General features: G+C 56.6%; 23 protein-coding genes. 11 read left to right on the forward strand and 12 right to left on the reverse strand.

The window, feature by feature from the left end; translation table 11 throughout:
* Positions 1–30: 30 nt before the first annotated feature.
* Positions 31–564: a gluconokinase gene (locus H6X51_RS09350; protein ID WP_185267278.1), complete on the reverse strand. Its 534-nt coding sequence runs from the start codon at positions 562–564 to the stop codon at positions 31–33.
* 432 nt (positions 565–996) lie between these two features.
* On the opposite strand from H6X51_RS09350, the gene H6X51_RS09355 reads away from it, so the two are divergent.
* Together H6X51_RS09355 and H6X51_RS09360 are read left to right on the forward strand one after the other, a co-directional pair.
* Positions 997–2988 (forward strand): carboxylesterase/lipase family protein, encoded by a 1992-nt coding sequence (locus H6X51_RS09355; protein ID WP_185267279.1) that lies wholly within the window; start codon positions 997–999, stop codon positions 2986–2988.
* 34 nt (positions 2989–3022) lie between these two features.
* Positions 3023–5053, forward strand: coding sequence for a carboxylesterase/lipase family protein (locus H6X51_RS09360; protein ID WP_185267280.1), 2031 nt, complete (start codon positions 3023–3025; stop codon positions 5051–5053).
* A 64-nt stretch (positions 5054–5117) separates the two neighbouring features.
* On the opposite strand, the gene H6X51_RS09365 is transcribed toward H6X51_RS09360, so the two are convergent.
* Together H6X51_RS09365 and H6X51_RS09370 are read right to left on the reverse strand one after the other, a co-directional pair.
* Positions 5118–6419: an SLC13 family permease gene (locus tag H6X51_RS09365; RefSeq protein ID WP_185267281.1), complete on the reverse strand. Its 1302-nt coding sequence runs from the start codon at positions 6417–6419 to the stop codon at positions 5118–5120.
* A gap of 28 nt (positions 6420–6447) precedes the next feature.
* Positions 6448–7269: an amidohydrolase family protein gene (locus tag H6X51_RS09370; protein ID WP_185267282.1), complete on the reverse strand. Its 822-nt coding sequence runs from the start codon at positions 7267–7269 to the stop codon at positions 6448–6450.
* Between the two features lie 155 nt (positions 7270–7424).
* Between H6X51_RS09370 and H6X51_RS09375 the strand changes: the two genes are divergently transcribed.
* The 3 genes from H6X51_RS09375 (at position 7425) to H6X51_RS09385 (ending at position 10026) form a co-directional block, all read left to right on the forward strand.
* Complete coding sequence (locus tag H6X51_RS09375; RefSeq protein ID WP_221627295.1) at positions 7425–8159, forward strand: GntR family transcriptional regulator; 735 nt, start codon at positions 7425–7427, stop codon at positions 8157–8159.
* A 21-nt stretch (positions 8160–8180) separates the two neighbouring features.
* Positions 8181–9362: a YbfB/YjiJ family MFS transporter gene (locus H6X51_RS09380; RefSeq protein ID WP_185267284.1), complete on the forward strand. Its 1182-nt coding sequence runs from the start codon at positions 8181–8183 to the stop codon at positions 9360–9362.
* 112 nt (positions 9363–9474) lie between these two features.
* Positions 9475–10026, forward strand: coding sequence for an NADPH-dependent FMN reductase (locus H6X51_RS09385; protein WP_185267285.1), 552 nt, complete (start codon positions 9475–9477; stop codon positions 10024–10026).
* A 157-nt stretch (positions 10027–10183) separates the two neighbouring features.
* Here the strand turns inward: H6X51_RS09385 and H6X51_RS09390 are convergent, their stop codons facing one another.
* The 6 genes from H6X51_RS09390 to H6X51_RS09415 form a co-directional block, all read right to left on the reverse strand.
* Entirely contained in the window at positions 10184–10708 is a 525-nt protein-coding gene (locus H6X51_RS09390; protein WP_185267286.1) for a DUF1097 domain-containing protein, read from the reverse strand.
* A 33-nt stretch (positions 10709–10741) separates the two neighbouring features.
* The gene (locus tag H6X51_RS09395) at positions 10742–13174 is read right to left on the reverse strand and encodes an efflux RND transporter permease subunit (protein WP_185267287.1); all 2433 of its coding nucleotides are present in this window, start codon (positions 13172–13174) and stop codon (positions 10742–10744) included.
* Positions 13164–14288, reverse strand: coding sequence for a WD40/YVTN/BNR-like repeat-containing protein (locus tag H6X51_RS09400; RefSeq protein ID WP_235991289.1), 1125 nt, complete (start codon positions 14286–14288; stop codon positions 13164–13166). Before H6X51_RS09400 ends, H6X51_RS09395 begins: the two co-directional genes overlap by 11 nt.
* Before the next feature lie 57 nt (positions 14289–14345).
* Complete coding sequence (locus tag H6X51_RS09405; RefSeq protein ID WP_185267288.1) at positions 14346–15698, reverse strand: DUF1329 domain-containing protein; 1353 nt, start codon at positions 15696–15698, stop codon at positions 14346–14348.
* A gap of 22 nt (positions 15699–15720) precedes the next feature.
* Positions 15721–17364, reverse strand: coding sequence for a DUF1302 domain-containing protein (locus H6X51_RS09410; RefSeq protein ID WP_185267289.1), 1644 nt, complete (start codon positions 17362–17364; stop codon positions 15721–15723).
* A 99-nt stretch (positions 17365–17463) separates the two neighbouring features.
* The gene (locus H6X51_RS09415; protein WP_185267290.1) at positions 17464–17877 is read right to left on the reverse strand and encodes a GlcG/HbpS family heme-binding protein; all 414 of its coding nucleotides are present in this window, start codon (positions 17875–17877) and stop codon (positions 17464–17466) included.
* A 345-nt stretch (positions 17878–18222) separates the two neighbouring features.
* Here H6X51_RS09415 and H6X51_RS09420 point away from each other — a divergent pair, with 345 nt between their 5' ends.
* The 3 genes from H6X51_RS09420 (at position 18223) to H6X51_RS09430 (ending at position 20786) form a co-directional block, all read left to right on the forward strand.
* The gene (locus tag H6X51_RS09420) at positions 18223–19446 is read left to right on the forward strand and encodes a CaiB/BaiF CoA transferase family protein (RefSeq protein ID WP_185267350.1); all 1224 of its coding nucleotides are present in this window, start codon (positions 18223–18225) and stop codon (positions 19444–19446) included.
* 107 nt (positions 19447–19553) lie between these two features.
* Entirely contained in the window at positions 19554–20087 is a 534-nt protein-coding gene (locus H6X51_RS09425; RefSeq protein ID WP_185267291.1) for a cupin domain-containing protein, read from the forward strand.
* 24 nt (positions 20088–20111) lie between these two features.
* Positions 20112–20786, forward strand: coding sequence for a peptidase M15 (locus H6X51_RS09430; RefSeq protein ID WP_185267292.1), 675 nt, complete (start codon positions 20112–20114; stop codon positions 20784–20786).
* Here the strand turns inward: H6X51_RS09430 and H6X51_RS09435 are convergent.
* From H6X51_RS09435 to H6X51_RS09445, 3 genes are all read right to left on the reverse strand, one after another.
* Positions 20758–21312 (reverse strand): NADPH-dependent FMN reductase, encoded by a 555-nt coding sequence (locus tag H6X51_RS09435; RefSeq protein ID WP_185267293.1) that lies wholly within the window; start codon positions 21310–21312, stop codon positions 20758–20760. The two genes, H6X51_RS09430 and H6X51_RS09435, sit on opposite strands and share 29 nt — an antisense overlap.
* A 70-nt stretch (positions 21313–21382) precedes the next feature.
* Positions 21383–22498, reverse strand: a complete 1116-nt coding sequence (locus H6X51_RS09440; protein ID WP_185267294.1) for an alcohol dehydrogenase catalytic domain-containing protein — start codon at positions 22496–22498, stop codon at positions 21383–21385.
* Between the two features lie 79 nt (positions 22499–22577).
* Complete coding sequence (locus H6X51_RS09445; protein ID WP_185267295.1) at positions 22578–23159, reverse strand: amino acid synthesis family protein; 582 nt, start codon at positions 23157–23159, stop codon at positions 22578–22580.
* Between the two features lie 115 nt (positions 23160–23274).
* Between H6X51_RS09445 and H6X51_RS09450 the strand changes: the two genes are divergently transcribed.
* The 3 genes from H6X51_RS09450 to H6X51_RS09460 are packed head-to-tail and all read left to right on the forward strand — an operon-like array spanning position 23275 to position 26201.
* Entirely contained in the window at positions 23275–24126 is an 852-nt protein-coding gene (locus H6X51_RS09450) for a fumarylacetoacetate hydrolase family protein (protein WP_185267296.1), read from the forward strand.
* A 36-nt stretch (positions 24127–24162) separates the two neighbouring features.
* The gene (locus tag H6X51_RS09455) at positions 24163–24720 is read left to right on the forward strand and encodes a VOC family protein (protein ID WP_185267297.1); all 558 of its coding nucleotides are present in this window, start codon (positions 24163–24165) and stop codon (positions 24718–24720) included.
* Positions 24721–24770: 50 nt separating this feature from the next.
* On the forward strand, positions 24771–26201 hold the full coding sequence (locus H6X51_RS09460; protein ID WP_185267298.1) for an aldehyde dehydrogenase family protein: 1431 nt from the start codon (positions 24771–24773) through the stop codon (positions 26199–26201).
* The last annotated feature ends 20 nt before the right edge of the window (positions 26202–26221 follow it).

The following is a 26221-nucleotide window of genomic DNA, read 5'->3' on the forward strand; positions in this document are numbered from 1 at the left end:
CTGTAAGGAAGAGCGCAGCACCGACCTCGCTCAATCGGCGTCGTCCGGTCCACTTTGGGTACGCCACCAAGTGACGGCCTGACGGCTTATCTCGGCCACCGGCAGGGTCGCATCAACGGTCAGCACCGCCGGCTCATCGGAAGGTCGCTCCAGCGTGGCGAACTGGCTGTCGACCAACTCCACCGACATGAAGTGCCCTCGGCGAGCGGATACCCGTCGCCGCACCTCATCCGGGTCAAGATCCAGAAACACGAAGCCCAACCCCGGCACAGCAGCGCGCAGTTGGTCGCGATATCGGCGCTTCAGTGCCGAGCAACTCAGTACCGGCCGCTGCCCGGCCCGCACCGCCGCGGCCAGCTCTTCACCCAGACGGTCGAGCCAGCCAGCCCGGTCCTCGTCGGTCAGCGGCTGGCCTGAACGCATCTTCTCGATATTCGCCGTACCGTGAAACTGATCCCCTTCGATATGCACAGCGTCAGCACCTCGGGCAATGGCATCGGCAATAGTGCTCTTGCCGCAGGCGGTCACTCCCATGACCACCAATGCAGTGATCGTCTGCTGCATGAAGGCTGTTCCTCCCAGCGTCGTGAATGATTGGCACTGTCAGTCTAGCCAAGACAGCTAATGACCAATCATTCTGCAAATGAATGTTCAGTCACTATCCGGGCGATATGTGGAAACCAAGGCTGATTCAATTTGGCAAGGCATAAACGGCAGCAAGCGCTCTGGACCAGAAGAGACATATTATAAAAATGACTCACAAACAAAGATTAACCCAAATAAATTTCATTTTGCCACTATATATATTATTGACTCTACGCATAACCAATTTAGGTTACGTCTCGATATTCGCTGCCTATACTGCCCTGCGTTCCCGACCCGGGACGCCATGCCCTTTCGTTACACCCATGGATGTGAATCGCAGCGGATACGCTCGCTGCGGAGCAAAGGATCTGCCTCGGAAGGCTCAAAACAACAATAACAGGAGTTCAATTCATGTATCGCATGACCAGACCAGGCAATCGTTCGATTGTATTGGCCGTTTCCTTGGTACCCTTGCTGCTGGCCGGCTGTTTCGGCGGCTCTTCTTCCTCCTCGAAACCCAGGGTGCTTACCGGCACTTTTATCGATAGCGCCGTTTCGGGGCTCGATTACCAGGGTACCGATACCGCCGCCAGCACCACGGATGACCAGGGTCAGTTCCAGTATCGGCAAGGGGAAACCATCAGCTTTTCCATCGGCGACCTGCCGCTGGGCTCCGCCAATGGTGCAGAGGTACTCACACCGCTGAGTATTACCGAAGGGGCAGCGTCAGCGACGGATCAGCGGGTAACCAACAAGCTCATCCTGTTGCAAAGCCTCGATGCCGATGGGCAACTGAACAACGGCATCCAGCTGACCGATGCCATCCGCGATGAAGTGTCCCAGCGGGCGGCACAAATCGATTTCGACCAATCACCCAGTGCTTTTCGCACCAGCCTGGAGCCATTGCTGGAGGCACTGGAGACAACTGGCGCGTTTTCCGATACCGATCCGCGACCACGTACCGTCACGGCCGCCGCTGCAGCCGTGGAGCATTTCACCCGTGCAACCAGTGTGCGCCATCTGGTGCAGACCACTGGCGGCGAGCTGCGCGGCTTCGAAGCTGACGAGAACACCTGGCAGTTTCTCGGCATTCCCTATGCCCAACCGCCATTGGGCGATCTGAGATGGCGCGCGCCCCAGCAACCCGAACCCTGGACTGGCGTGCGCGACGCCATCGCCTGGAGCGACCAGGCCGCACAGAATCCCGGTCTGGAGCGCTTCGGTGAAGGCGGCATGAGTGAGGATTCGCTCTACCTGAACATCACCGCACCCAAGGATGCCGATAGCCTGCCGGTGATGGTCTGGTTCCATGGTGGCGGCTTTACTTCGCTGACCAGCAACACCAAGCCCTTCAACAACCCACGTGCACTGGCCAGCAAGGGCATCGTCCAGGTATCGGTGAATCATCGGCTCGGGCCTTTCGGTTACATAGCCCACCCGGAACTGAGCGCGGAAAGCGGCTATGAAGGCTCCGGAAACTATGGGCAGATGGACCTGGTTGCAGCGCTGCAGTGGGTGCAGGCCAATATCGAGGCGTTCGGCGGCGACCCGGGCAATGTGACCATCTTTGGCGAGTCCGGCGGTGGCCGCAAGGTGCTGTCACTGATGTCCTCGCCCCAGGCTGCCGGCCTGTTCCACCGGGCCGTCAGTCAGAGCGGCACCCTGCATCCCGATACCCGTACGCTGGAGGCTGCCGAAGCCGTCGGCATGCAACTGCAGCAGCGGCTGCAGGCCAACTCCCTGGAGCAGATGCGTGAGCGCAGCTGGCTGGAAGTGATGCAGGCCGGTGCGGCACTGGTGCCCTATACCAACATCGACAACCACTACCAGCCCTACAGTGAACGGGAAGCCTTTGAAAGCGCCAGGCAGAACGATGTTCCCTTCCTGTTCCTGGTCACCACCAATGATACCGAGGAGCCCATCGCCACCGTGCTCAACGTGTTTCCCTGGATGGCCGAGCTGAATACCGCGCCGCAGTACGCCATGCATTTCAGCCAGCAGCCCGCCGGCTGGAAGGCTCGCGGCGTCACCGCCTACCACGCGGCGGAACTGGCCTATCTGTTCAACATGCCGGAAAGCGTCATCACCCACTACCTGCTGGGCCTGGTCATCGACCCGGCCACCGGCCAGTCGCTGGAGATCGGCGACCTGAATGGCAATGGCGTCAGCGGTTCCCAGGGCGATGCGGAGGATATCTTCGCCTCGGCCGGCTTCGATGAAACCGACGATGCGGTGATCGAGCGGATGATGACCATATGGAGCAATTTTGCCAGGACGGGTGATCCGAGCATCGCCGATGAGCTGGAATTCCCGCTGTACGACGCGCAGGCCCAACGCTATGTCGAAATGGGCGCCGAAGCGGAGGTCAAGACCTGGATCTCGGATGTATTTACCGATGAATGACGTCCTTCCAACAACAATAATCAAAGGAGTTCGCATGAGTACTCAGCGCAGTAGCACCCGCCGTGGTGTTGCATTGCTAGGCGTTATCCCGGCCTCGTTGGCTGTTCTGCTGGCAGGCTGCTTCGGTGGCTCGTCATCATCCTCATCCTCCGGTCCCGGAACCCTGACCGGCACCTTCGTCGACAGCGCCGTGTCGGGGCTGGACTACCAGGGCAGCCGCACCGCCAGCGGCAGTACCGATGAGGACGGCCAATTCAACTATACCCAGGGGGAAACCATCAGCTTTTCCATCGGCGCGCTGGAACTGGGGGCCGCCGAGGGCGCGGAGATACTGACGCCGCTGAGCATCACCGACGGCGCCAGCTCGGCGCAGGACCAGCGGGTGAACAACAAGCTGATCCTGTTGCAGACCCTCGATGCCGATGGCGATCTGAATAATGGCATCCAGCTCACCAGTACCATCAGCGCGGAGGTGTCCTTGCATGCTCCCGACATTGATTTCGACCAGCCAACCGCTGATTTCCGTGCCAGCCTCCAGCCGTTGGTAACAGCACTGGAAGACGCCGGGGCGTTCTCCGATACCGATCCCCGCCCTCGTGCCATCACCTCCGCTGCGGATGCCCTCGCACACTTTCAGCGCGCGACCAGCCCGCGGGTAACGGTCAGTACCACGGGCGGAGAGTTGCGCGGGTTCGAAGCAACCGAGGATACCTGGCAGTTCTTGGGTATTCCCTATGCCGCGCCGCCGCTCGGTGAGCTGCGCTGGCGCGAACCGGAGCCGCCGGAGCCGTGGTCAGGCGTCCGCGACGCCGTTGCCTGGGCGGACCAATCGGCACAGGACATGGCATTGGAAGGCATCAACGAAGGGGGCATGAGCGAGGATTCCCTCTACCTCAACGTCACCGCACCCAAGGATGCCGAGGGCCTGCCGGTGATGGTCTGGTTCCATGGCGGTTCCTTTGCCATTCTCTCGGCCAACTCCAGGCAGTACAACAACCCCGACAGCCTGACCAACAACGGAGTGGTGCTGGTCACGGTAAACCATCGCCTGGGGCCCTTCGGCTATATCGCCCACCCGCTGCTGAGTGCTGAAAGCGAATATGGCGGCTCCGGCAACTATGGTCAGATGGATCTGGTCATGGCGCTGAAATGGGTGCGGGACAATATCGCCGAGTTCGGCGGTGATCCTGGTAATGTGACCCTGTTCGGCCAGTCCGGCGGCGGTGGAAAAACTTACTCGCTGATGAATTCTCCCCAGGCGGTCGGGCTGTTTCACAAGGCCATTGTGCAAAGTGGGGCATCACCACTCGATACCATGGGCGAACCAGGCGACTCTCTGGTTATTTCAGAGAGTATTGGAACCGCCTTGTTTGACCGAGTAGGGGTAACCAGCCTGGAAGAAGCCCGCGCCCTTCCATGGACAGCCTTCGCCGAGGCGGACAAGACACATGATATTCCGCGTCAGACTTATCGTCCGAATGTCGATCATTACTACCAACCCAGGACCTACTATCAGAACGTGGTCGATGGCATGCCGAGTGACGTCCCGTTGATGGCGGGCGTGACCTCGGGCGACTACCCGGACCTGCGTGCGGCTCTGCCCATCTGGCTGGAACAGCGTTCGGACCTCTATCAATCAGATCAGTACATCTACAAGTTCAGCCGGGTACCTGATGGCTGGGCCGACATGGGTCTGCAAAGCTGCCATGGCTGTGAGCTGCCCTATCTATTCAACCATCCGGAGGGTATGGTGCAGAACTTCCAGCTCGGCCTGGTGACCACTCCGGACGGCAGCCGACCACAGATTGGCGATCTGAATGGTAACGGTGTCACCGGTAGTCAGGGGGATACGGCGGATGTTTATGCATCCATGCAATGGGGCCCCGAGGATGCCACCATTGCACAGCAGATGATGCTGATGTGGACCAACTTCGCCAAGACCGGAAACCCCAGTACCAACGGTTTGGACTGGCCAGCCTATACCTTGTCCAACGATACTTTTGTCGAGATCGGCCCGGAGACCGAGACGACCATAGAAACCGGACTGGCAGACGCGGTCAGGTAGTATCAGCCCTCGACCAAGCGACAAAAAAGGGCAGCTCTCGAGCTGCCCTTTTGCTGCGTCCCTGTCAGAAGAACACCGTCAACACGATACTGAAGATCAGCGAGGCCACGATACCGATGGGCGCAGCACGGAACAGCAGCTGCGAGAACATGCCCGAGCGAGCTTCCTCACTGGGGCAGGCACCGAGCATCAGGCTGCCACCGGAGGAAAATGGCGATATGGAAGTCGCCTGGGCACCCGCAACGATGCAGATGAAGATGATCATCGGATCAATTCCCAGGTTGCCGGCAATGGATGGCACGATCGGAAACAGAGCGGGCGTCACCACACCCAGTGTGCTGGAGAAAATCGACATGAGTGCGGCAACGATGCCAAACGCCACCGGCACCAGGCCTGTCGGAATGTTGGTACCTATCCAGGACGCCAGCATATCGATAGTTCCCGCCTTGATCGCAATGGAAATCAACATGCCCACACCGCAGATCATGACCAGCGTGCTCCACGGCACCGTAGCCATGGCCTTGCGTTCATCACCCAGCTTCAGCAGCAGAGCAATCACCGAGAAGACGCTGGCGATCAGCCCAATATCTATCTTGCTGTTGATGAAGGTGGCAGTTGCGCTGTCGGGAAAGATCAGATGCGCGATGGGCGCCAGCAATACCAGCACCATCATCAACACAGTCAGCCACAATGTGGTCTTCTGCTGCTGGTTGAACGGCGTCGGCAGGCTTACCGCCAGGCTCGCACCCTGCATGGCTTTTCTGTGACCGGTGAAAAACACCAGTACGGTGATGACGATCAGCGGGATCAGCATGGTACTGGCGAAGATGCCGAAACTGTTGATGAAGGCGACTTCCTCGGTGACACCGGAGTTGACCATCAAGCTGCGAAAGATGATCCCACTCTGGCTGGATACGAAGTTGGCGCCGCCAAGCGCGCCATAGTTGACCGACATCGCCCCAATAATGAGGCTCATGCGGGTTTTCTCGCAGAGCATCAGGGTAATGGGTGCCATGAATGCCAGTACCGTGTAGTAACCGGCGCCCATTGCCGCAATCAGCGCCGCCGTGAGGAAAATGGCATAGGGCAGCAAATGTGGCGCGTTTCGACAACGGTAAAGCAGGTGCTCCGACAGCTTCTCCAGTGTGCCGTTGACAATGGCAAAGCTGTAGAACAGACACACGGCGAAAATGATGAAGAACATTTTCAGCGGCCACATTTCGATGACTTCGGAAGGGCTCAGGCCCATAACGAAACAGCCGATAATGTAGGCAAATGCAATGGCGAACAGGCCAATATTGATCCTGGTCTTGTAGCCCAGGGCGATGGCGGCAACGATGGCCGCAACCACAATGAAACTCGTCATGCTGAAGTACCTTTTTGCACTTGTTTGATCACGCGAACCCGAACAGCTTGCCGGGGTTGTTCACCAGCACCTGGGTCCGGTGCGCAGGAGTCGGCAGCAGCGCCTCGATGATGGAATACTGCGAGACGTAATTGACCTGCTCCTCGAACTGGGTATGCGGCCAATCGCTGCCCCAGAGGAATCGATCATGACCACCGCAGGCATCGACCAGAACCTGAAGACTGGCTGCTGCCTGCTCAAGCGTGAGGTTGTTGCGATAGGTAGCCGAAAGCTTGATCCAGACCTGTTCATTGGCTAGCAGGCCGAGGAATTGCCCATGGCGGTTGTTGGCCGGGTCAATCAGCCCCTTGGGCAGGCCGAAATGGTCGATCACCACCGCCACGCCGGACTCGAGAATGCTGGGGACGATCAGCGCCAGATCCTCCATCCCCCGCTGGATCTCGACCGACCAGTGGCGGCGAGCCAACTTCTGGAAGAACTGCTGCCAGCGTGGCAGGGAAAAATCCTCCAGCGCCAGGCCAACCAGATTCAAGCGTACCCCGACCGTACCAGAGGCCTCCAGTCTATCCAGCTCCGCATCGCTGATCTGCGGGTCGACCACCACCACCGCACGCAGTTGCTCCGGATAGCGGCGCACCGCCTCGAGCATGAAACTGTTGTCAGTGCCAAGGAAGCTTGGCTGGATCAGCACGCCATGGGACAGGCCACTACCCTTCAGGTGGGCCAGATAGTCTTCCACCAGCGCATCATAGGAAGGGCTGTAGCGACGGTCAGCCGCCATGGGCAGATCATGACGAAAAATATGGGCATGGGTATCAATCCCGGTTACTGCAAGCGGGGAGGACTTCATGAAAATACCTTTGTGTTTGTTATGGCGCAGGGCTCGCCTGGAGATATACTCATATATATGACTAGAGGACAATATTAGTGACGCTGCGAGCTGTCAAATCTTTTCTCCTGCGACCTTGGTGGTAAGATGACGCCTTCGGACACCTGGATATGCGCATGCCCGCGAGAATGAGACCTGACGAACGCCTGCCGTTGTACCAGCAGCTGAGCGATGAAATGCTGGCCAGGATTGCCGCCGGAGAATGGTTGCCCGGCACGGCTATTCCAAGCGAGACGGAGCTGACCAGGATCCATGGCGTAGCCATTGGCACGGTCAGAAAGGCCGTGGACACCCTGGTCAAGCAGGGAATACTGGAACGCAGCCATGGCCGCGGAACCTTCGTGCGCAGACCGCAATTTTCCGAATCGTTTTTCCGTTTTTTCCGCCAGGTGAATCCTTCCGGCAGCCAGCCCGTGCCCCAGAGTCGTATTCTCTCCCGGTCGCTTGAGTTGCCCCCGGAGGCAGTCAGACAAGCTCTCGCTCTGGAACAAGGCGAAGCCGCCGTGTACCTGACACGCGAACGGATCATTCAGCCAGACCGCCTGTTTCGCGAGCAGATCTGGTTGCCCCAGGCCAGGTTCTTTGCCTTGCTGAACATTGACCCGGGCATGTTCGCCAACATGCTCTACCCCTTCTATGAGGAACAGTGTGGTCAATTGATCGCCTCCGCCCGGGAAACCCTGACCATCGAGTCGGCCGATACAGACACTGCGGATATCCTGGGTATTACCCCGGGCCAGCCCGTGGTGGCGATAGAGCGTATCGCCCTGGGTTATGACAGTACGCCGCTCGAATACCGCCTGTCGCGAGGCGCTGCCGAAGGCTTTCGTTATCAGATCGACCTACGTTGAACGGGCGCTCATGAACCTTCCATGATCCAACGCTCCGATATTCCCCTGCTGCTGACCGGCAGCATGGCCGCCCTGGCCGGCGTCGGCCTCGCCCGCCTGGCCTATACACCCTTGATTCCGGTATTGATCCAGCAAGGCTGGTTCGATGCCACCGCCGCTGTCTACCTGGGCGCCGCCAATCTGCTGGGTTATCTGCTCGGCGCGTTATCGGCGCATTGGCTGTCCGAGCGTTTCCGGCCGCGGGCAGTGCTCGCTGTGTGCTTCACCATCATTGGTCTGAGCTTCATCTGCAGCGCCGCTCCCGCCAGTTTTGCCTGGTTCTTCATCTGGCGTCTGCTGTCCGGTATAACCGGGGCGATACTCATGGTGGTCGGCCCTTCCCTGGCGCTGACCCGCGCGCCGATCGAGCGCCGGGCAGTGGTCGGGCCGCTGGTGTTCTGTGGCGTTGGCCTGGGGGCCCTGCTGTCAGCCACACTGCTACCCCTGCTGATGGAATTCAACCTGATGTGGAGCTGGCTGGCGCTGGGCAGCCTGGCGCTGATGACCGGTATCGCCTGCGATTACGGGCTGGCGCGTCTGCCACCGGCCGCAGCGCCAACCACCACCTCGCCAGCGGGCGCCCCACCGGTGCTGGGCACCACGATAGTACTGGTCATGCTGGCCTATGCCATGGACGCAACCGGCTTCATTCCCCATACCGTATTCTGGGTGGACTATCTGGCACGCGAGCAAGCCCTGGGTGCCCAGGCCGCCGCGCTGCAGTGGGCGATATTTGGCGCCGGCGCCATCGTCGGTCCACTGTTCGCAGGCGTGCTGGTCCATCGTCTCGGATGGCATCGCGGTCTGACCATAGGTTATCTGCTCAAGTCCCTGGCCATTGCACTACCGTTCTTTGCTGTTGGACTGGCCAGCAACTCGATCTCCTCGTTCATGGTGGGCGCCTTGGTTCCCGGTCTGGTTGCGCTGACCTCCGGGCGCCTGGCCGAACTCGGCGGGCCGGCCCAGCACAAGCGCCTGTGGGGATACGCGACTGCGGTGTTCGCGGTCATGCAGGCCGTTTCCGGCTATGCCATGTCCGGCCTGTATGCGCTACTGGGTACCTACCAGCCGTTGTTTGCCCTGGGCGGCGGCTTGCTGGCCGTGGGCATGCTGTGCGTGATGCTCAGCGGACGTTTTCAGCCCGCCAGGAAACTATCGAATTAATCGATTGGAACAAGGTAAGAATCGCGCTTTATTCATCACTTTGTTTGAACGAGAATAGCCACATCAGCCACCTGAAGGCTCCTGATCAACGCAATTCCTGGAGAGATAAGTCATGCGCAATTTCCACCTGGCGATCGTCGTCGGCAGCAATAATCGTGAGTCCATCAACCGTCAGTTGGCCCAGGCCCTGGCCAAACTGCTGCCGGCGCACTTTTCCGTCAGCTATCCGCAGATCGACGACCTGCCGATGTATCACCAGGAGCTGGAAGGCGAGCGCCCTGCCAACGTCAACCGCTTCACCGATGAAATCCGCGCTGCCGATGCCGTACTGGTAGTTACCCCGGAGCACAACCGCTCCCTGCCGGCGGTACTGAAGAACGCCATCGACTGGGGCTCCAAGCCAATGGACAAGAACGTCTGGCGCGACAAGCCGGTCGCCATCACCGGTGCCTCGCCGGGTGCCATGGGCGCGGCCCTGGCGCAACAGCACGTACGCCAGATCCTCGGTGGCGTGCTCGGCTCGGTGGTACTGGGCGGCGAAGCCTATATCCAGTTCAGCCCTGATCTGCTCACCAGCGAGGGAGAGATCGGCCCGCGCAGTCGCGACTTCCTGCAGAATTTCATGAATCGCTTCGTTACCCTGGTGGAGAAGCTCGAGGGCTGATCCTGCCCTACCCTCTCCCGCACCATTGCAAAACCAGCAAGGTGCAGCAATCCATCCAGGCACCGAGCTGCCTGATGGATTGCTACTCCGCTACGTATTCATCAATGCCAATCTCAGCAGTTACCGCCCTGACAGAGATACCTGCCCTTCCAAGCATCTACGACTCTACTGTTGCCCTCGCTTCCGATGGCGAGCCGCTTTTGTCAACGCCCCAGTGCTTTGCCACCAGACTAGCCAGAAGCCCCGCCAGGACACCAAGACTCAGCGCAGCCGACAGCTCAATGAACGAAGCGAACTGAGGTGGCAGCGTGGAAGCAAAAAAGCAGACCAACCCAAGAAAACATGCCAGTAGATTACTAATGGTTGGCAGCAAGCGCATGGATAAAATCACGAAAGTTGCAGCAAGCACAATCAGCGGGAGAGTCAGCTCTCCCAGATAGGGAGTTACCACACCAGCTACCAGGGCAGCTGCTATGCCAATGGCCAAACCGCTGAGCACACAGGCCAGATTGATCATCCCATCTCGGGGCGTAATACCTCGGGTGAAGAAAGCGATCCAACCCAGGAACGTCGCCCATATGGGTACATCAAGTATCAGCAAGCTGATGGTGGCTGCAATACTCGCTACTATTGATTCCCCCAAAATAGCTTTGAAGGTGTTTACTCTCAGGGTATTAATCATGATTTTACACCTGGTCTCTGTAGTCAGACAGTCTCACACCAGTTGGGCAAACCTTGAAACGCCTTGCTCGTCCGATACCCGCTGAGGACTCAGGCTATTTGCCAAACCCAGTAGATTAGCCAGTGCCGGGATGAGGACCAGGGCGCCCAACATGTTCCAGATGAACATGAATGCCAGCAGGATGCCCATGTCGGCCTGGAATTTGATCGGTGAGAAAGCCCAGGTCGCCACGGCGATACCCAAGGTGACGCCGGTCAACACCACAACCTTCCCTGTCGACAGCAAGGCGGTGTAATAGGCATTGGACAAGGTTGCCCCCTGGCGCAGATGAACCAGCGTGATACTCAACACATATAGGGCATAGTCCACACCGATTCCTACACCCAAAGCGATCACCGGCAGGGTTGCCACTTTGAGTCCTATACCCAGGAATACCATCAGGGCTTCGCAGAGAATCGACGTCAGCATCAGCGGCAGAACAGTACATAGCACTGCCCTCCATGACCGGAAGGTGATGAAGCACAGTGCGATGACGGCCGCGTAGACCATGAAGAGCATTTGCACGTTGGCGCGCTTGACCACGATATTCGTAGCCGCCTCGATACCAGCGTTACCCGCGCCGGACATGAACTGCAGCGTATCGGTGTTGTGCTCGGCAGCAAACGCCTCGACAGCAGCAACCACCCGGCTAAGGGTTTCTGCCTTGTGATCAGACAGAAAAACGTTGATGGTCATCAGATCGCAGTTCTGGTTGAAAAGCTCACGTGGTGCCCGAGTAATGATCGCGTTCAGCAGCCCCTGATTGCTGGGAATCCCGTACCAGGCAAGATTGCCTTCGTTCATGCCTGCAGCAGCAGTCTTGCTGAGCGCCGCGAGTGAACTGCTTGATACCACGCCAGGCAACATCTGCAACTGAGACTCCAGGGCGTCAACCTTGACCAGCGTTTCATAGTTGGCGCAGTAGTATTGCGGAGCCTTGACCATGACGACATATTTGTCGCTGCTGGCCGCATAGTTGCTTACCATGAAAGCATTGTCCTGGTTGTAACGGGAATCAGGACGTAACTCAGGCGCACCGGGATCCAGGTCACCGATCTGCAGTTGAAAGCTGGTAACGAAACCGAATACCCCCAGCGCCAAGCCAACCATCACAGCTATACGTGCCCATTTACGCTGCGTGAAGTGATCCAGGAATGACCACAGCGGTTGGCGGTTGTGCTCGATATTCTCCAGAGCCCTGGTTTCACGCTCGGCCTCACGTCGTGATGCAGTTGCACTTACGCCGGTATAGGACAGCAGTATCGGCAGCAAAATCAGGTTGGTGAAGATCAACACCATGACCCCAATGGTGGCGGCGATCGCCAGCTCCTGGATCACCGGGATATCGATAATCATCAGTACGCCAAAACCGACCGCATCGGCCAACAGCGCCATGAGACCAGTGAGAAACAAGCGACGGAACGTCAGTCGTGCAGCGATAACCTTGTCGGCGCCACGCCCTATATCCTGCATGATGCCATTCATTTTCTGAGCACCATGGCTCAGACCGATGGCGAAAATAAGAAAGGGTACCAGGATCGAGTAGGGGTCCAGTTCCAAGCCGAGCAGTGGCAATAGTCCCAGCAGCCAGGCGACGGCAATGCTCGAACATAGCAGTACCAGCGCGGTGCTGCGCAAACAGCGCGTGTACCAGAAGATAACCAATGCACAGATAACGAAAGTGAATGCAAAGAAGACCTGCATCAGCTTGAGACCATCAATCAGATCACCCACTACCTTGGCAAAGCCGGTTATATGGATCTTGATGGTGTCGGTCTCATATCGTTGACGCAGGTCTTCCAACTGGGAAGATAGTGCGTGGTAATCGATCGGCGCGGCACCCTTATTGCTCGCGTCCTGCAGAGGCAGCAGGATCACGCTGGAACGCATGTTGGATGCTACCAGATGCCCAACTTCTCCCGACCTAGCCACATTCTGGCGCACCTGATCGATACTTTCTGAAGAGCCATCATAATCATCAGGGATAACCGGGCCACCATCAAAACCCTCCTCCGTGACCCCTATCCAGCGTGTTGCTGGAGTCCACAGGGATTTCATATAAGGGCGATCAATTCCGGGTACCAGAAACAGCTCATCGCTGATATTTTTTACCGTCTCCAGATATTCGGGGTTGTAGATAGTGCCTTCAGTAGTATGGACGGCAACACGTAATGTGTTGCCTCCCTCGCCGAGCTGATTACGGTATTTGAAATAATTCTGGATATAAGGGTGACTAACCGGAATCATCTTTTCGAATGCAGCATTCAGCCGTAGATCACCTGCCTGATATCCGAGAAAAATACTGATGAGCAGGCAGGCGAGCACCACAATCGCACGATGATTGAATAGAAGACGCTCAACAACACCGCCGGTGCGCTCATCGAACACTGGGTTATCGCTGGCTTGCTTGACTGAATCACCGTTCATGATTCGGCTCCATTGTATTGTTGGCGCTTGAGGGACGAACCAGACCACGAGTACTGGATAAGACTATCTGGTCATTGGCGAGGGTAGATATCCCACTGAGATAGATCGGCTGCTCAAGCGTAGTGACCTTGAATGTTTGCCCGCCATCCTGACTGGAGAGAATGCCGCCGGATTCATCTACCAGCAGGAGCGTCCCATCATTCAGCCTGATTCCCGATGTGAGGTTGGCGGAACGATTGTTAGTCACCGGGCGCCAATGCTGCCCCTTGTCTTCGGAGAGATAGGCCTTTCCTCTCAGGCCGTAGGCCACGAGATTGCCGGATCCTGCCAACACCCCGAAAAGACTGCCGCTGGCGGGCGATTCGAGAGCGGTAAAATGACCACCCCGATCAGAGCGCAGCAGAATGCCTTGCTCGCCGGCAATAAACACCGCTCCATTCAGTTCCTCAATGTCATACAAATGAAGTCCCATCGGATTGTCGATCCGATGCCGGATTGGCCGCCAACTTGCGCCGCCGTCACTGGTGGCAAAAGCCAGGCCGTAGGCACCGACTGCCAGACCTTCGTGCTCATCAAAGAAGTGCAAGGCGAGAAATGGTTTGTCGGGACCGTCGGCAACCAGGTACTCAGCATCTATCACACGCTGCTCAGTATCTTCGTCAGGGTTGGCTTGATGAGCCTGCTGCGCCGCCTCAAACTCGATTTTTGCCGCCTGCTCCCCATCCAATTGTTTTTGCCAGGTCAGGCCACCATCTTCTGTATGCAGAATCACTCCCGCGTGACCTACTGCCCAGCCTTTGTGCTCATTGGCGAATACCACTCGTGTCAATGTCACACTGACCGGCGTAAGGATCTGCCTCCACGTCTGGCTTTCATCATCGGAGACAAGGACGAACCCCCGCTCTCCAACTGCCACCAAGCGTGAGCCAGCACGGGTGATATCCAGCATCAGCGAATGTTGAGCGAGGGGGCTGATCATGGAAGTTCGCTCGAAGAGCCTGCCCTCATCCGTACCCTTATCTGCATGCGCCGCCATGCTGCAGGCAGTGAGACTGAATGCAAGCAGTGCAGCCAACCTGATGCGATACCGTTGAAGATATATGCTTTTTTTCATTATTTGACCTTCTGGAAAGTGTGGAAGGCGCGTCGAGCGCACCTTCCACGCCTACCGTCAGCGAGCAGAGCCAGCGGCTACAGCGTTGCCGGTAAAGAAGTTTTCCGATTTGCGAGAGACAACCCTGTAGTTTTCACCATTGAGCCCCTGCACCATGCTGTAGGTATTGGCCTGCAGGTTATAAATGACCACCGGCTTGACAACGACGGCAGGAATTGCCGGCACTGCGAACGGTAGAGCCTGGCTCACACGCCATAACTTGTCTTCAGCGTCATAGCCATCAGTGAGCGCAATAGTCCAGCTATCCTCGTCTATGAAAAAGCGACGTTTGGGCACCGCATGCCGTTTGCCCGATGCCAATGTCGCTTCCACTTCCCAGACCCGGTGCAGCTCCCAGCGCATTGCCTCAGAGTTCAGCACTCCCTCGGTATAAACCGCTTCCCGTGGCTGTGCATGGAAGCTGTTGAGGTTATAGGGAATGTACATTTCCTTTTTTCCGACAAGCTTCCAGTCATAGCGATCTGGATGACCAATAAAGCCATGCACTTCATCAAAGTAGTTGGCGCCTGATGCAACAAAGTCAGGTGTGTCATAGCCCACCGTTGGAGCTCTGCGCACACGGCGTTGACCCACCAGATACTGCCAGGCGTCTCGCGGCGATGCGGCATTGATACTGTCATGCGTTACCAGCGCTTCGCCGGCCTTGAATGGAGGCTCATTGGTCAGGAAGCGCAGCAGAACATATTTGCCGTGCCAGTCTGCAGCGTTACCGTCCTGGTAATAGTAGGGGTACTGCCAGTTTTCTACCCCACGACTGGCCAGAGTGCGAGATCCATCCGAGTTGCCAATGATATTCAGATAGCCATGCTCGATTGATTCAGCCTCCACTCTCAGCAGGAAGTTCCACAGTACCTCGCTGCCGTTCTGCGGTATCGGGAAAGGGATACCACCGTAACAACCTTCTACTGACAACCCCTCATGGGTCAGCTTGCATTGCGTAGCGTTGGTGAAGGTATTGTCATAGACCCATTGCGGCGCCGCAGCCGTTCGATGGCTGGGGTACACCTTCAGATAAAAACTATCCGGAAATTGCTGAAGCAGCGCCCTGGTCCCCTCATTCAACTTATCGGCATGCTGATCTGCATTCTCCGCCGTAATGGTGAAAAGTGGTTCCTCACCGGGGAACAGATTCGCTGGTACATCACCGAACTTGTCGCCCGGAACATCGGCGGTCAAACCGCCAGTCCACTCGGGGATACTGCCATCACTGTTACCTGCTCGCTCCGCACCCAGCGGAGTGAGAGTGGATTTGAGCGCATTGGCTTGTTCATCAGAAACACTGGCATGGGCATAATTGATAGCCAAGCTGAGTGCCAGAAAAGCATGAAGTACAAACTCAGGTTTTTTCATCTTGTTCTCCAGAGAGTTTGGGTCAGAAGGTGCGCTGAATCGAGAAAGCGATGAAATCCCGATCCTTCAACGTCTGCTTGTAGGTATATTCATTTGTCTCATCAATGATTGGCGCACCAGCACCGAAGAAGTTGGTATAACTGAGTGAGGCATACCAGAGCTTCTGGTAATCAGCCTTGAGTCCGATAGTGACGTCACCACCACGCTCCGGACTGAAGGCAAGCGGTGTCACCGAAGAACGACCGTAGGGTGTATAGCCGACAGTAATCGGAACCTGCACGTCTACCTGGGGGAAGACCTGGAAGTACTGAGGCTCGAAGGTAAAACGCATGCTGTATGCATCACGGGTGGCGTTGGGGTCGATCTGTTCCTTGTTTTCCTTCACCCGCAGCCGGCGGTTGAAAGCCAGTTCGCCGACAAATGACGCCGCATCCCAGTAGTTATTGCCACTGAACAGATTGATCATCGATACCTGGGCATGCAGCGAATCACCAATCGGGTAGGCTGGGTTGGAGTTGTTGTCAGCCCCCATACCGGCGATAACCACGCCTCCCGTCGCCGTCAGCGGAGTATCCACCCGCATGGACAATTCACCAGCAACGTTGGCCTCCCCGATCAGCGTACTGAAACTGGCTCCGTAGACCTTCACCTCCTCAGCGTAAACGTTTACATAACTGTCATCGTTCCCCGGAATCAACGCGGCAGGGCGGAAATAGAAAATGGGGGATTTATCATGAAATCTGGCGGCATACAGCCCGAGCTCCCAATCCTGCAGGTTGAACTTGATCTGCGCACCAAACTGGCCTGAGTCACGTGCATCGATATCCTTGCCGCGCATCAGACGACCGGTAGGAAAATAAACGCTCTCGGCGCCCTCACCGACAAAGTCACCTACGTTGAAGTAGCTGCCCGAACCGGGAAGCCGGTTCTCATTCCATTCAAATTGATAGTAGGCTCCTACCATCACATTATTGCCGAGCTGCCAGTTGAACGAGACCTGCTCGGTCGGCATGAGGATCTCCTTGAACTGCGAGCCGGGCACAGATTGAAGCTTGATCAGGTCGACAGTCGATTGAGCGCCGGCAATCCCGTTGGCTCCGAAGAACAGGCTTTCACCATATATTTCGGTGAACTGGCCCAGGCGGCCAAACAGTCGACTTGAGCCGATATCAACACCTCCGTAAACGAAGAAGTCCAGAAGCTCCCCCTTACGCCCATGCAGTTTCTCGGTGTCCTTGGTGAACCTGTTATGACGCACACTGACCTGGTTGGCAGTGATCGGCGAATCATGGTCTGTTGACTCGTTGTAGACGGTGTCATACCAGGCAGCACCGCTGACACGCGCGCCGACGTCCCCATATCGGATATCCAGCTCAGTCATCAAGTCCAGTCGATTGGAGATCAGGCCTGAGCTGAAGTTACGGTCACCATCGTCAAGGTTGAAGTTCGGGTTCGAGGTACCCGGCCCGACGACGATATTGTCGTCGTACCCCTTTACCCGGAACGCATTACTGTACTTCACGGTGGTGTCCAGCCTGGTCGTCAGGCCTTCGACTCCCGTATCAAACTGAAATGCCTGGGCATTGAGCGACGCGGATAGAGCAAGTGCGGCGCCGATGGCACTGAGCGTAAAGGGCGGCAGATTTCGCCTGTGATTTTGCTGCATGGTAGTGGTCTCTCTGTTTTTATATTTATTCAAAGTGGTTCTCATCGAACCCGGCACATCAGCGGCGCTGATGTGCCATCCTGCTTCTGGGCATCAGCGTCATCCACTGGCCTCTGTTAACGCATCCAGGCCGGCTTGAGCGATCTGGGCATCGAAGGCTGACTTGACCCCGCTCACCGCAATCCCCCCAACGACATCACCCTGGTAGATGATCGGCAGACCGCCGGTCATGGGAACGACGTTCGCAAGAGAACTGGTGCCAGCGATTCCACTCGACAACATGTCTTCAAAAAAACTGGTAGGCCGACGAAACAACGCGGAACAACGCGCCTTGTCGATGGCAATCTGAACCGAAGATCGGGAAGCATCGGGCAGACGACGAAAGGCAATCAGGAAGCCGCCCTGGTCGACAACAGCAATGGAAACGGACCAGCCATTACTCCTCGCCTCCAGCGCAGCTCTATCAAGCATTTCCTCTGCATCACTCAAGTCGAGTTCGGGCTTCATACGCATGATCGATCTCCTCACTGCGGGATGCACACCCGCTACGCATCAATTCAATTTATTGCATATTTATCAAATTTGTGCACAAACGGTACTCAGCCTTTGAAGCCAAGTCAAGCACCAAAATTCTTCGTAATCGTCATTCATTCTGGACTACTGATAACTTGGCGAGGGCTAGCGCTCTGTATCACTTTCGGAGTACGCATATTGCACAAGAACATGCACAATTTGATCTTGTCGAGTTATCCAGATTGGCATAGGCTGACCTCCAGCATCACCATCGCTTGGGTGAATCTGTGCAAGCTGGCGTTCCAGCTATTGCATTGCGATGTGGTTAAAAAAGGAGAGTCTGCTATGTCCGGTGCCTTGGCACATATCCGGGTACTTGATCTTTCGCGCATTCTGGCTGGCCCTTGGGCAGGACAGATTCTGGCTGATCTGGGGGCTGACGTGATCAAGGTCGAACGCCGTGGCGTAGGGGATGACACCCGACACTGGGGGCCACCCTACCTACGCGATGAATCCGGCATGGATACCTCGGAATCTGCCTATTTCATGTGCGCAAACCGAAATAAGCGGTCATTAACCATCGACTTCACCCAGCCCGAAGGGCAACGCCTTGTTCGGGAGCTGGCAGCACAATCAGATGTAGTGCTGGAAAATTTCAAGGTGGGTGGCTTGGCCGCTTACGGCCTGGACTACGCCAGCCTGCGCGAAGTCAATCCGCAACTGATCTACTGTTCCATTACTGGCTTTGGCCAGGAAGGCCCCTACGCTCAGCGTGCCGGTTATGACTTCATGATCCAGGGTCTGGGGGGATTGATGAGCCTCACCGGGCGCAGCGCCAATGAGGCAGGTGCGGGTCCGATCAAGGCTGGCGTTGCTCTGACCGACATATTGACCGGCCTCTATGCTGGCAACGCTGTTCTTGCGGCATTGGCATACCGCGACCAGACTGGCGAGGGTCAGTATATTGATCTGGCCTTGCTCGATGTTCAGGTTGCCTGTCTGGCCAACCAGGCGCAGAACTATCTGACTACCGGAACTCCGCCGCAACGTCTCGGCAATGCCCATCCTAATATCGTCCCGTATCAGGACTTTCCGACTGCCGATGGCAACTTCATTCTGACGGTGGGTAATGATGGTCAGTTTCGCCGGTTCAGCGAGGCTGCCGGATGCCCCGAATGGGCGGATGATCCGCGCTTTTCCACCAACCAGGGGCGTGTGGCCAATCGTGCCGAGCTGATCCCACTGATCCGTCAGGCTACGGTTTTCAAGACGACTGCACAATGGATCAGTACATTGGAGCAGGTCGGCGTACCCTGTGGGCCGATAAATGATCTGGCGCAGGTTTTTGCCGATCCGCAGGTTCAGGCTCGTGGTCTGCGGATTGATCTGCCGCACCCCTTGGCCGGGAGCGCACCTCAAGTAGCCAACCCAATCCGCCTGTCCGCTACGCCCGTTCAGTATCGAAATGCTCCACCGTTGCTTGGGGAGCACACGGAAGAAGTGTTGGGCGATGTGCTTGGCCTCACTGCCGAGATGATTGACCGGCTGCGTCGGCAACATGTCATCTAAAAAGCCTCACTTGCCTTGGCAAAATCGCGGGCTGCCCATACAGCACCCGAGGTAGCCTCCATACCAACTGCAGATGATCAAGAAAATAATAACAGGAGTGACATACCATGAAGATCAGACGACTGGTAACCGGGCATGACGCATCCGGACATGCCATTTTTCTTTCCGATGAAACAGCACCCCGAGAACATGACTTTGGTGATATTCCAGGTCATGGCATCGCGCAAGTGTGGATAACAGATACTTCATCAGGCAGCCCAACAACCACAGCAGATCCTACGCTGCGCCATGCTTCCATCCTTCCCGGGCCGGGTCAGACATCTTTACTGGTGGTCAGCCTGCCTCCAGATGATGTCATGACCGCACCTCTGAACCCGATACGCGCCTACTCCGAGTTGGCGGAAAAGCTACCCGGCCTGTTCGAGTGTTTTGAAGCTGACAATCCGGGCATGCACAAGACCCCTACTCTCGACTACGCAGTGCTGCTTGAAGGTGAGCTCTGGCTGGAGCTTGATAATGGTCAGGAGAAGCGCCTGGCCCCGGGAGATGTAGTGATTCAGAACGGAACCCGGCATGCCTGGCGTAACAAGTCAGACAGGGTAGCCAAAGCTGTATTTTTCATGGTTGGTGTAGAGCAATAGAGCATGTGTAAAGGCTATGAAAGTATGGACAAACCCGTCACCGTCAGAGAGCTGGAAGAGTTGGGGCGGGTACGGCTGTCGAAGCACTTCTTCATGCGGGACTTCCTTTTTTCTGAAATCAGTCAGATAGAAAGCATTGCCAATATTCCGGAATTTCCCGATAAGGCAGTTGCGGCAGGCCACGAGCTATGTGAACAGTTGCTGGAACCGCTGCAGGAACGATTCGGACGCATCTGTATTCGCTCGGCCTACCGCTCACCTGCCGTCAACGCCAAGGGCGCTGACAATAACCGTCAGTACAGTTGTGCCGATAATGAACAGAACCATGCCTCTCATATCTGGGATTATCCTGACTCACAAGGGTACGCCGGAGCAACAGCCTGTATCGTTGTACCTGCATTACTCCCCTGGTACAGCCAACATGGAGATTGGACTCCGTTGGCATGGTGGATTCACGATCACCTACCTTACACAAGCCAGTTCTGGTTTCCCCAACTCGCCGCATTCAATCTGCGCTGGAGTGCCAACCCGAATACCTTGAAAAGTATTGGTAGCAAGGTTGTGAACCCGTACACTGGCAATACAGCTCCACTGGTGACAGATGGCATCGCATCACTGCCCCCGCATGAACGGGCACAACTGGTTAATCGATGGCTGGCGAGTCTCGAAATCAACCCCGCACCGTATCGCAGAGACTGACAATGCCTGCGGCCAGAAACTGGCGAGCAGGCTCATCAATCAGTCGGCCATCCTTTATCTTTCCGGCCACGGCACCAACGACAATCTGCGGGTATCTGACCAGCTTCGCCTGAACGGCCCAGAGCGTTTCATTCAGTTGCTGCTGCGCTCGGACACCACCGGTAAAGGCAGGCGACGCAGTCATGACCAGCACAGGCTTATTCTTGAGAACAGAGTTTCCATGGGGGCGTGACAGCCAGTCCAGGGTATTCTTGATCACCCCTGACATACCGTGATTGTACTCAGGCGACGCAATCAACACGCCATCGGCGTTTGCCACCATTTGCCTCAACAGAGAAACGGAAACCGGAGTGGAACTTTCCGTCAGATCAAGGTCTTCGTTATATAGCGGGATATCATGCAGCGATGGAATTTCCATCACTGCGTGGGCGGGCAACAGCTCTTCAGCCACAGTGCGCAGAACGACATCGTTGCTCGATGCTTTACGCAGGCTGCCACACAAACCCAGCAAGTGGACGGTTTGCATTCCCCTCTCCTCATGCAGAAAAACATCACAATACTGAGCAAGGCAGGTGCCTCGCTCAGTTCAGTTCAGTTCAAGGACGTATGACGTAGTTGCTGAACCCACCACTGCGGTTCTCGATCCCGCTGATTGCTTCGTTTATCTGATCGAGTGGGAAAACCTGGTGCTCAAAGAACGAAATATCCAGCACACCGGATTCGACCATATCTGCCATCGCCTGACCCTGGCCACTGGTGAACCAGGCCGAGCCGCTGATATGCAGATCATTATCCATGATCCAGTGCAGATCCAACGGCACATCACCAGCAATGGCACCAATGTTCACCAAATGCCCGCTCCGATGCAGCGCACGCACGGAGTCGACAAGGTTATCCGCTGGTGCACCAGGCCCCATGCAGTCAATTACCGCATCCACGCCCTCACCTGCGGTGATTTGCTCAACCCACTCCGAGGTCAAGCCGTCATCGAGGGAGTGGATTTCAATGCGGCCTGGCGCCGCCAGATCCTTCACTCGCTGGAAGAGCGTTTGGTTGCGCGCAGTCCCCAGTATCTTACGCGCGCCCATGGCCAAGGCCAGCGCCACCGCGCCCAGACCCAGGGTGCCACTGATACCGTTGATCAGCACGGTGCTGGTCGGACCAACATTGGCTTTGAGCAGCGCTCGATAAGCGGTCCCCAGGTAACCCAGGCGTGCAGCGGTTTCGAAACTCATGCTGTCCGGAATCTTCACCAGGCTGTATTGCGGCGCTGGCATGTATTCACACAGGCCGCCGTACGGGTAATCTTCGAACATACGCGGGCTGCGAGGCGTAAAACCGAAATAGCCATTGAAGGTATAGGCCGAACAGCCCGTGGTGTTGCCTGACCGGCAGGAACGGCAGGAACCGCAGTAACGCGCCGGATTGACATATACCCGATCACCGGGCTTGAAGTCATAGACCTGGTCACCAACCTGCTCGACAACACCGGCAGGATCCAGACCAAATATCGCTGGCAGCTTTGGCAATGGCAGATGGGGAAACCAGGTTGTCCAATTAGTCAGAATATTGTGCAGGTTCGGGACGATACCACAGGCCTCAACCTTGACCAGAACCTCGGTAGGCCGAATGGCTGGTACGGGTATCTGTTCAAGCTCCATCGGTTGTCCGCACTCATGCATTCTGGCGGCGCGCATCATTTTTTTTGTCATGGGTTTCTTTCCTTTCTTATTGTCAGATTTTTCATCTAGCGGGCCAGCCGGCCCACCGTCTCTGCAACTGTTCGCTTCGTTACCGCAACCCGTCGTCACCCTTAACGTCGGCAGCAGCCAGACCACCAAGGCGAGCGTGAATGCGACCACCCGTAGCCATAGCCAGACCGAAGGCGATCTCATCACGGCGCGGACCATCCCATAGCGTCATTTCCGCCACGCCGAAATGGCTGCGAACGTAAGCCGCATGAATATGCCCCAGCGGAACCATTATCCGTGTACCAGGACCACCTATGCCCTTAGCGGAAGGAACAATAGCCTTTGGCTCGCCGAGCGCTTCGCGCATGGCCCAGCCCCCGGCCTCATGCCAAACGGCGCCATGCTCAAGCTCGCCATCCTCACCCACGATGGCGGCCTTGCCATAGGCCTCAATCTTGTCCAGACCACCCAACGCCTTGATCAACCTGCCAGCAAGATCAGCGCCCAGCCCACGTAGTTCCTGCATGAAGGCATTCAGATCTTCTACGTAGCGCCCCGCATAAGGGTTTTCCACAATGGCCATCGCAACCGCAACCCTCAACGGCTCGGCAGCCACCGGGCCACGCTCATGGAGGATATCTTCAACATCCAGCTTAAATTTACGAACCTTAACCAGTGACATGTTTATGCTTCTCCAGGCTTCTTCGCGAGATATTAGTTCATAGGGCTTCCCTAGTATGCATTTTATGAGTTATGGTGCAAGAACATTATTTTTGTGCACAAAATGGAGAACAAGAATGAAGCTCGTATCTTATCAATATCGTGGTCAAGCCAGTTACGGGGCCGTTGCAGGTGATCGGATTATCGATCTGGCTCAACGATTCCCTACTGCTCCCGATCTGAAAACGCTGCTGGCTGACGACAGCCTCTTGGCTCAAGCCCACGACTGCGTTCTGGATGCCAGCGGCGATATTGCTTTGTCTGAGGTGCAGCTTGAACCGGTCATCCCGGCACCAGGCAAAATCATCTGCGTCGGAATCAACTATGTCGCTCACGCCGAGGAAGCCGGGCGCAAGGTGGGAAAATATCCGGTCATATTCCAGCGTTTCGCTGAAACACTGTTGGCAGCAGGCGCGCCCCTTGCACGTCCCAAAGTGTCTTCCGAATTCGACTTCGAGGCCGAGCTCGCCGTAGTGATCGGCAAAGGCGGTTCACATATTGCCCCAGAAGATGCCATGTCCCATGTGGCTGGCTACACCTGCTTCAATGATGCCAGCGTACGGGACTGGCAGTTCCACACCCACCAGTACGGCATGGGCAAGACTTTCCGTGGCACAGGTTCGCTCGGCCCTTGGCTGGTCACTGCCGATGAGATTGCCGACTATAGAGAGCTGGAAATTCGGGGCTTGCTCAATGGTGAGCAAATGCAGCATGGCCGCCTTTCCGAGCTGGCCTTCGATATTCCCCACCTCATCTCCTACGTTTCCCAGGCGCTCGACTGGAACCCAGGTGACATTCTCGCCACAGGAACACCCAGCGGCATTGGCTTCAAGCGCAACCCACCGATCTTTCTCAAACCAGGTGACGTTTTCGAAGTAGTCATCTCGCAGATTGGCACCCTGGCCAACCCTGTGGTTGACGAAGCCTGAACCGATAATCGACCTTCAAACAAGAGATACATAGACATGGCTACATTGCCCAGAATCAACTTTACCCACACAGGCACCTTCTGCTCCGACCTGGACAATATGGTCGAGTTCTATTGCCAGAAGCTCGGCTTCGTGGTCAGCGACAAAGGGGTCGCATCAACCGGCCACCGCCTGTTTTTCCTGACCCAGAATCCGGAAGTTCATCACCAGCTGGTGCTGTTCGATGGCAAACCAGACGATCTGGCATTCAACCCGATCAACCAGCTTTCCTTCCTGCTTGACTCGCTGGAAGACCTGAAAAGCTATTACGCCTTTGCCAAAGCCAACGGCATTGAAGGTATCGATCAGGTTGATCACGGTAATGCTTGGTCCATGTATTTCAAGGACCCGGAAGGCAACCCTATCGAGATGTACGTAGACGCCCCGTTTTATACCAACCAGCCCTGTCGTGAGCCGTTGGATCTGAATCAGAGCGCCGAAGAGATACTGAGCCGTACCGAGGCTATATGCCGGCGCCGACCCGGGTTTCAGACTCGCGATGAGTGGATACAGGCAACCCGTGAGCGCATCGCCGAGCAACGCGTCTCCTGGTAATCTCCATCCGTGCGGCTCGCAAGGGCCGCACTCCAGCTCGGAAATGAGCCATGAACAAGAATCTCATTGCAGGAAACTGGTGCGAGGGGCGTAGCGTTCGGGAGAATATCAACCCCTCCGACCTGTCCGATATCGTCGGAATCTATGCCCAGGCCGATGCTGAGGATACACAGCGCGCCATTGAGGCAGCCACCCGGGCCCAGCCGATATGGGCCGCGTACAGCAGCCAACAACGCGCTGACGCACTCGACCGGATCGGTACGGAAATACTCCAGCGCCAGACGGAACTCGGCGAGTTGCTGGCACGTGAAGAAGGCAAGGTCCTGCCCGAAGCGATAGCAGAGGTAAGCCGCGCCGGGCATATTTTCAAATTCTTCGCTGGCGAGGCCATGAGGGTTACCGGAGAGCACTTGGATTCTGTTCGCTCCGGGATCGAAGTTGACATTCTGCGCCAACCCGTTGGCGTCGTCGGCATCATTACGCCGTGGAATTTCCCGATTGCCATACCCGCCTGGAAAATTGCTCCAGCCCTGGCCTATGGCAATAGTGTGGTGTTCAAGCCAGCAGATCTGGTACCCGGCTCAGCCTGGGCGCTGGCTGATATCATTCATCGCAGCAGCTTGCCCGACGGCACCTTTAACCTGTTGATGGGTAGAGGAAGCGTAGTTGGCCAGACAATGCTGGAATCGCCCAAGGTTCGGGCAATCAGCTTCACAGGCTCAGCGGATACCGGCCAGCGCATCATGCAGTCTGCCGGTACGCGGATGGCTAAGTTGCAGATGGAAATGGGTGGCAAGAATCCGCTGGTAGTGCTGAATGATGCCGAGCTGGATCGAGCCGTGGAGTGTGCCGTACACGGTGCTTTTTTCTCCACTGGCCAGCGTTGTACCGCATCATCACGCTTCATAGTGGAAAAAGGCATTTATCCTCACTTTGTGCAAGCCGTAGTCACGCGCCTCGAACAGCTGCGGGTAGGCCATGCGCTGGAGGCCGGTATTGATATCGGGCCAGTTGCCGACGCATCGCAGTATGAGCAGGATCTCAACTATGTAGACATAGGCAAGGCCGAAGGCGCATTTCTTGCCTCGGGTGGCGTCCCATTGAAACGGGAGACAGAGGGCTTTTATATGAGCCCGGCGCTCTTTACTGACTGCGACCCGCACATGCGGATCGCCCAGGAAGAAATTTTCGGTCCCGTAGCCTGCGTCATCCCGGCCGACAATTATGAGCAAGCCCTGGAGTTCGCCAATGCCACGCCCTTCGGTCTGTCTGCAGGCATCTGCACCACATCTCTGAAACATGCCACTCATTATAAGCGGCACGTGCAAAGCGGCATGGTCATGGTGAACACCCCCACCGCCGGCGTGGATTATCACGTGCCATTCGGCGGTACCAAAGCATCAAGCTTTGGACCGAGGGAACAGGGCCATCACGCCATCGAGTTTTTCACCACAACGAAAACCGCCTACACACAAGCGTAAGTATTGACGCAACCAAGAAC

The organism is Halopseudomonas xiamenensis (genome assembly GCF_014219065.1).
Classification (GTDB): Bacteria; Pseudomonadota; Gammaproteobacteria; order Pseudomonadales; family Pseudomonadaceae; genus Halopseudomonas; species Halopseudomonas xiamenensis.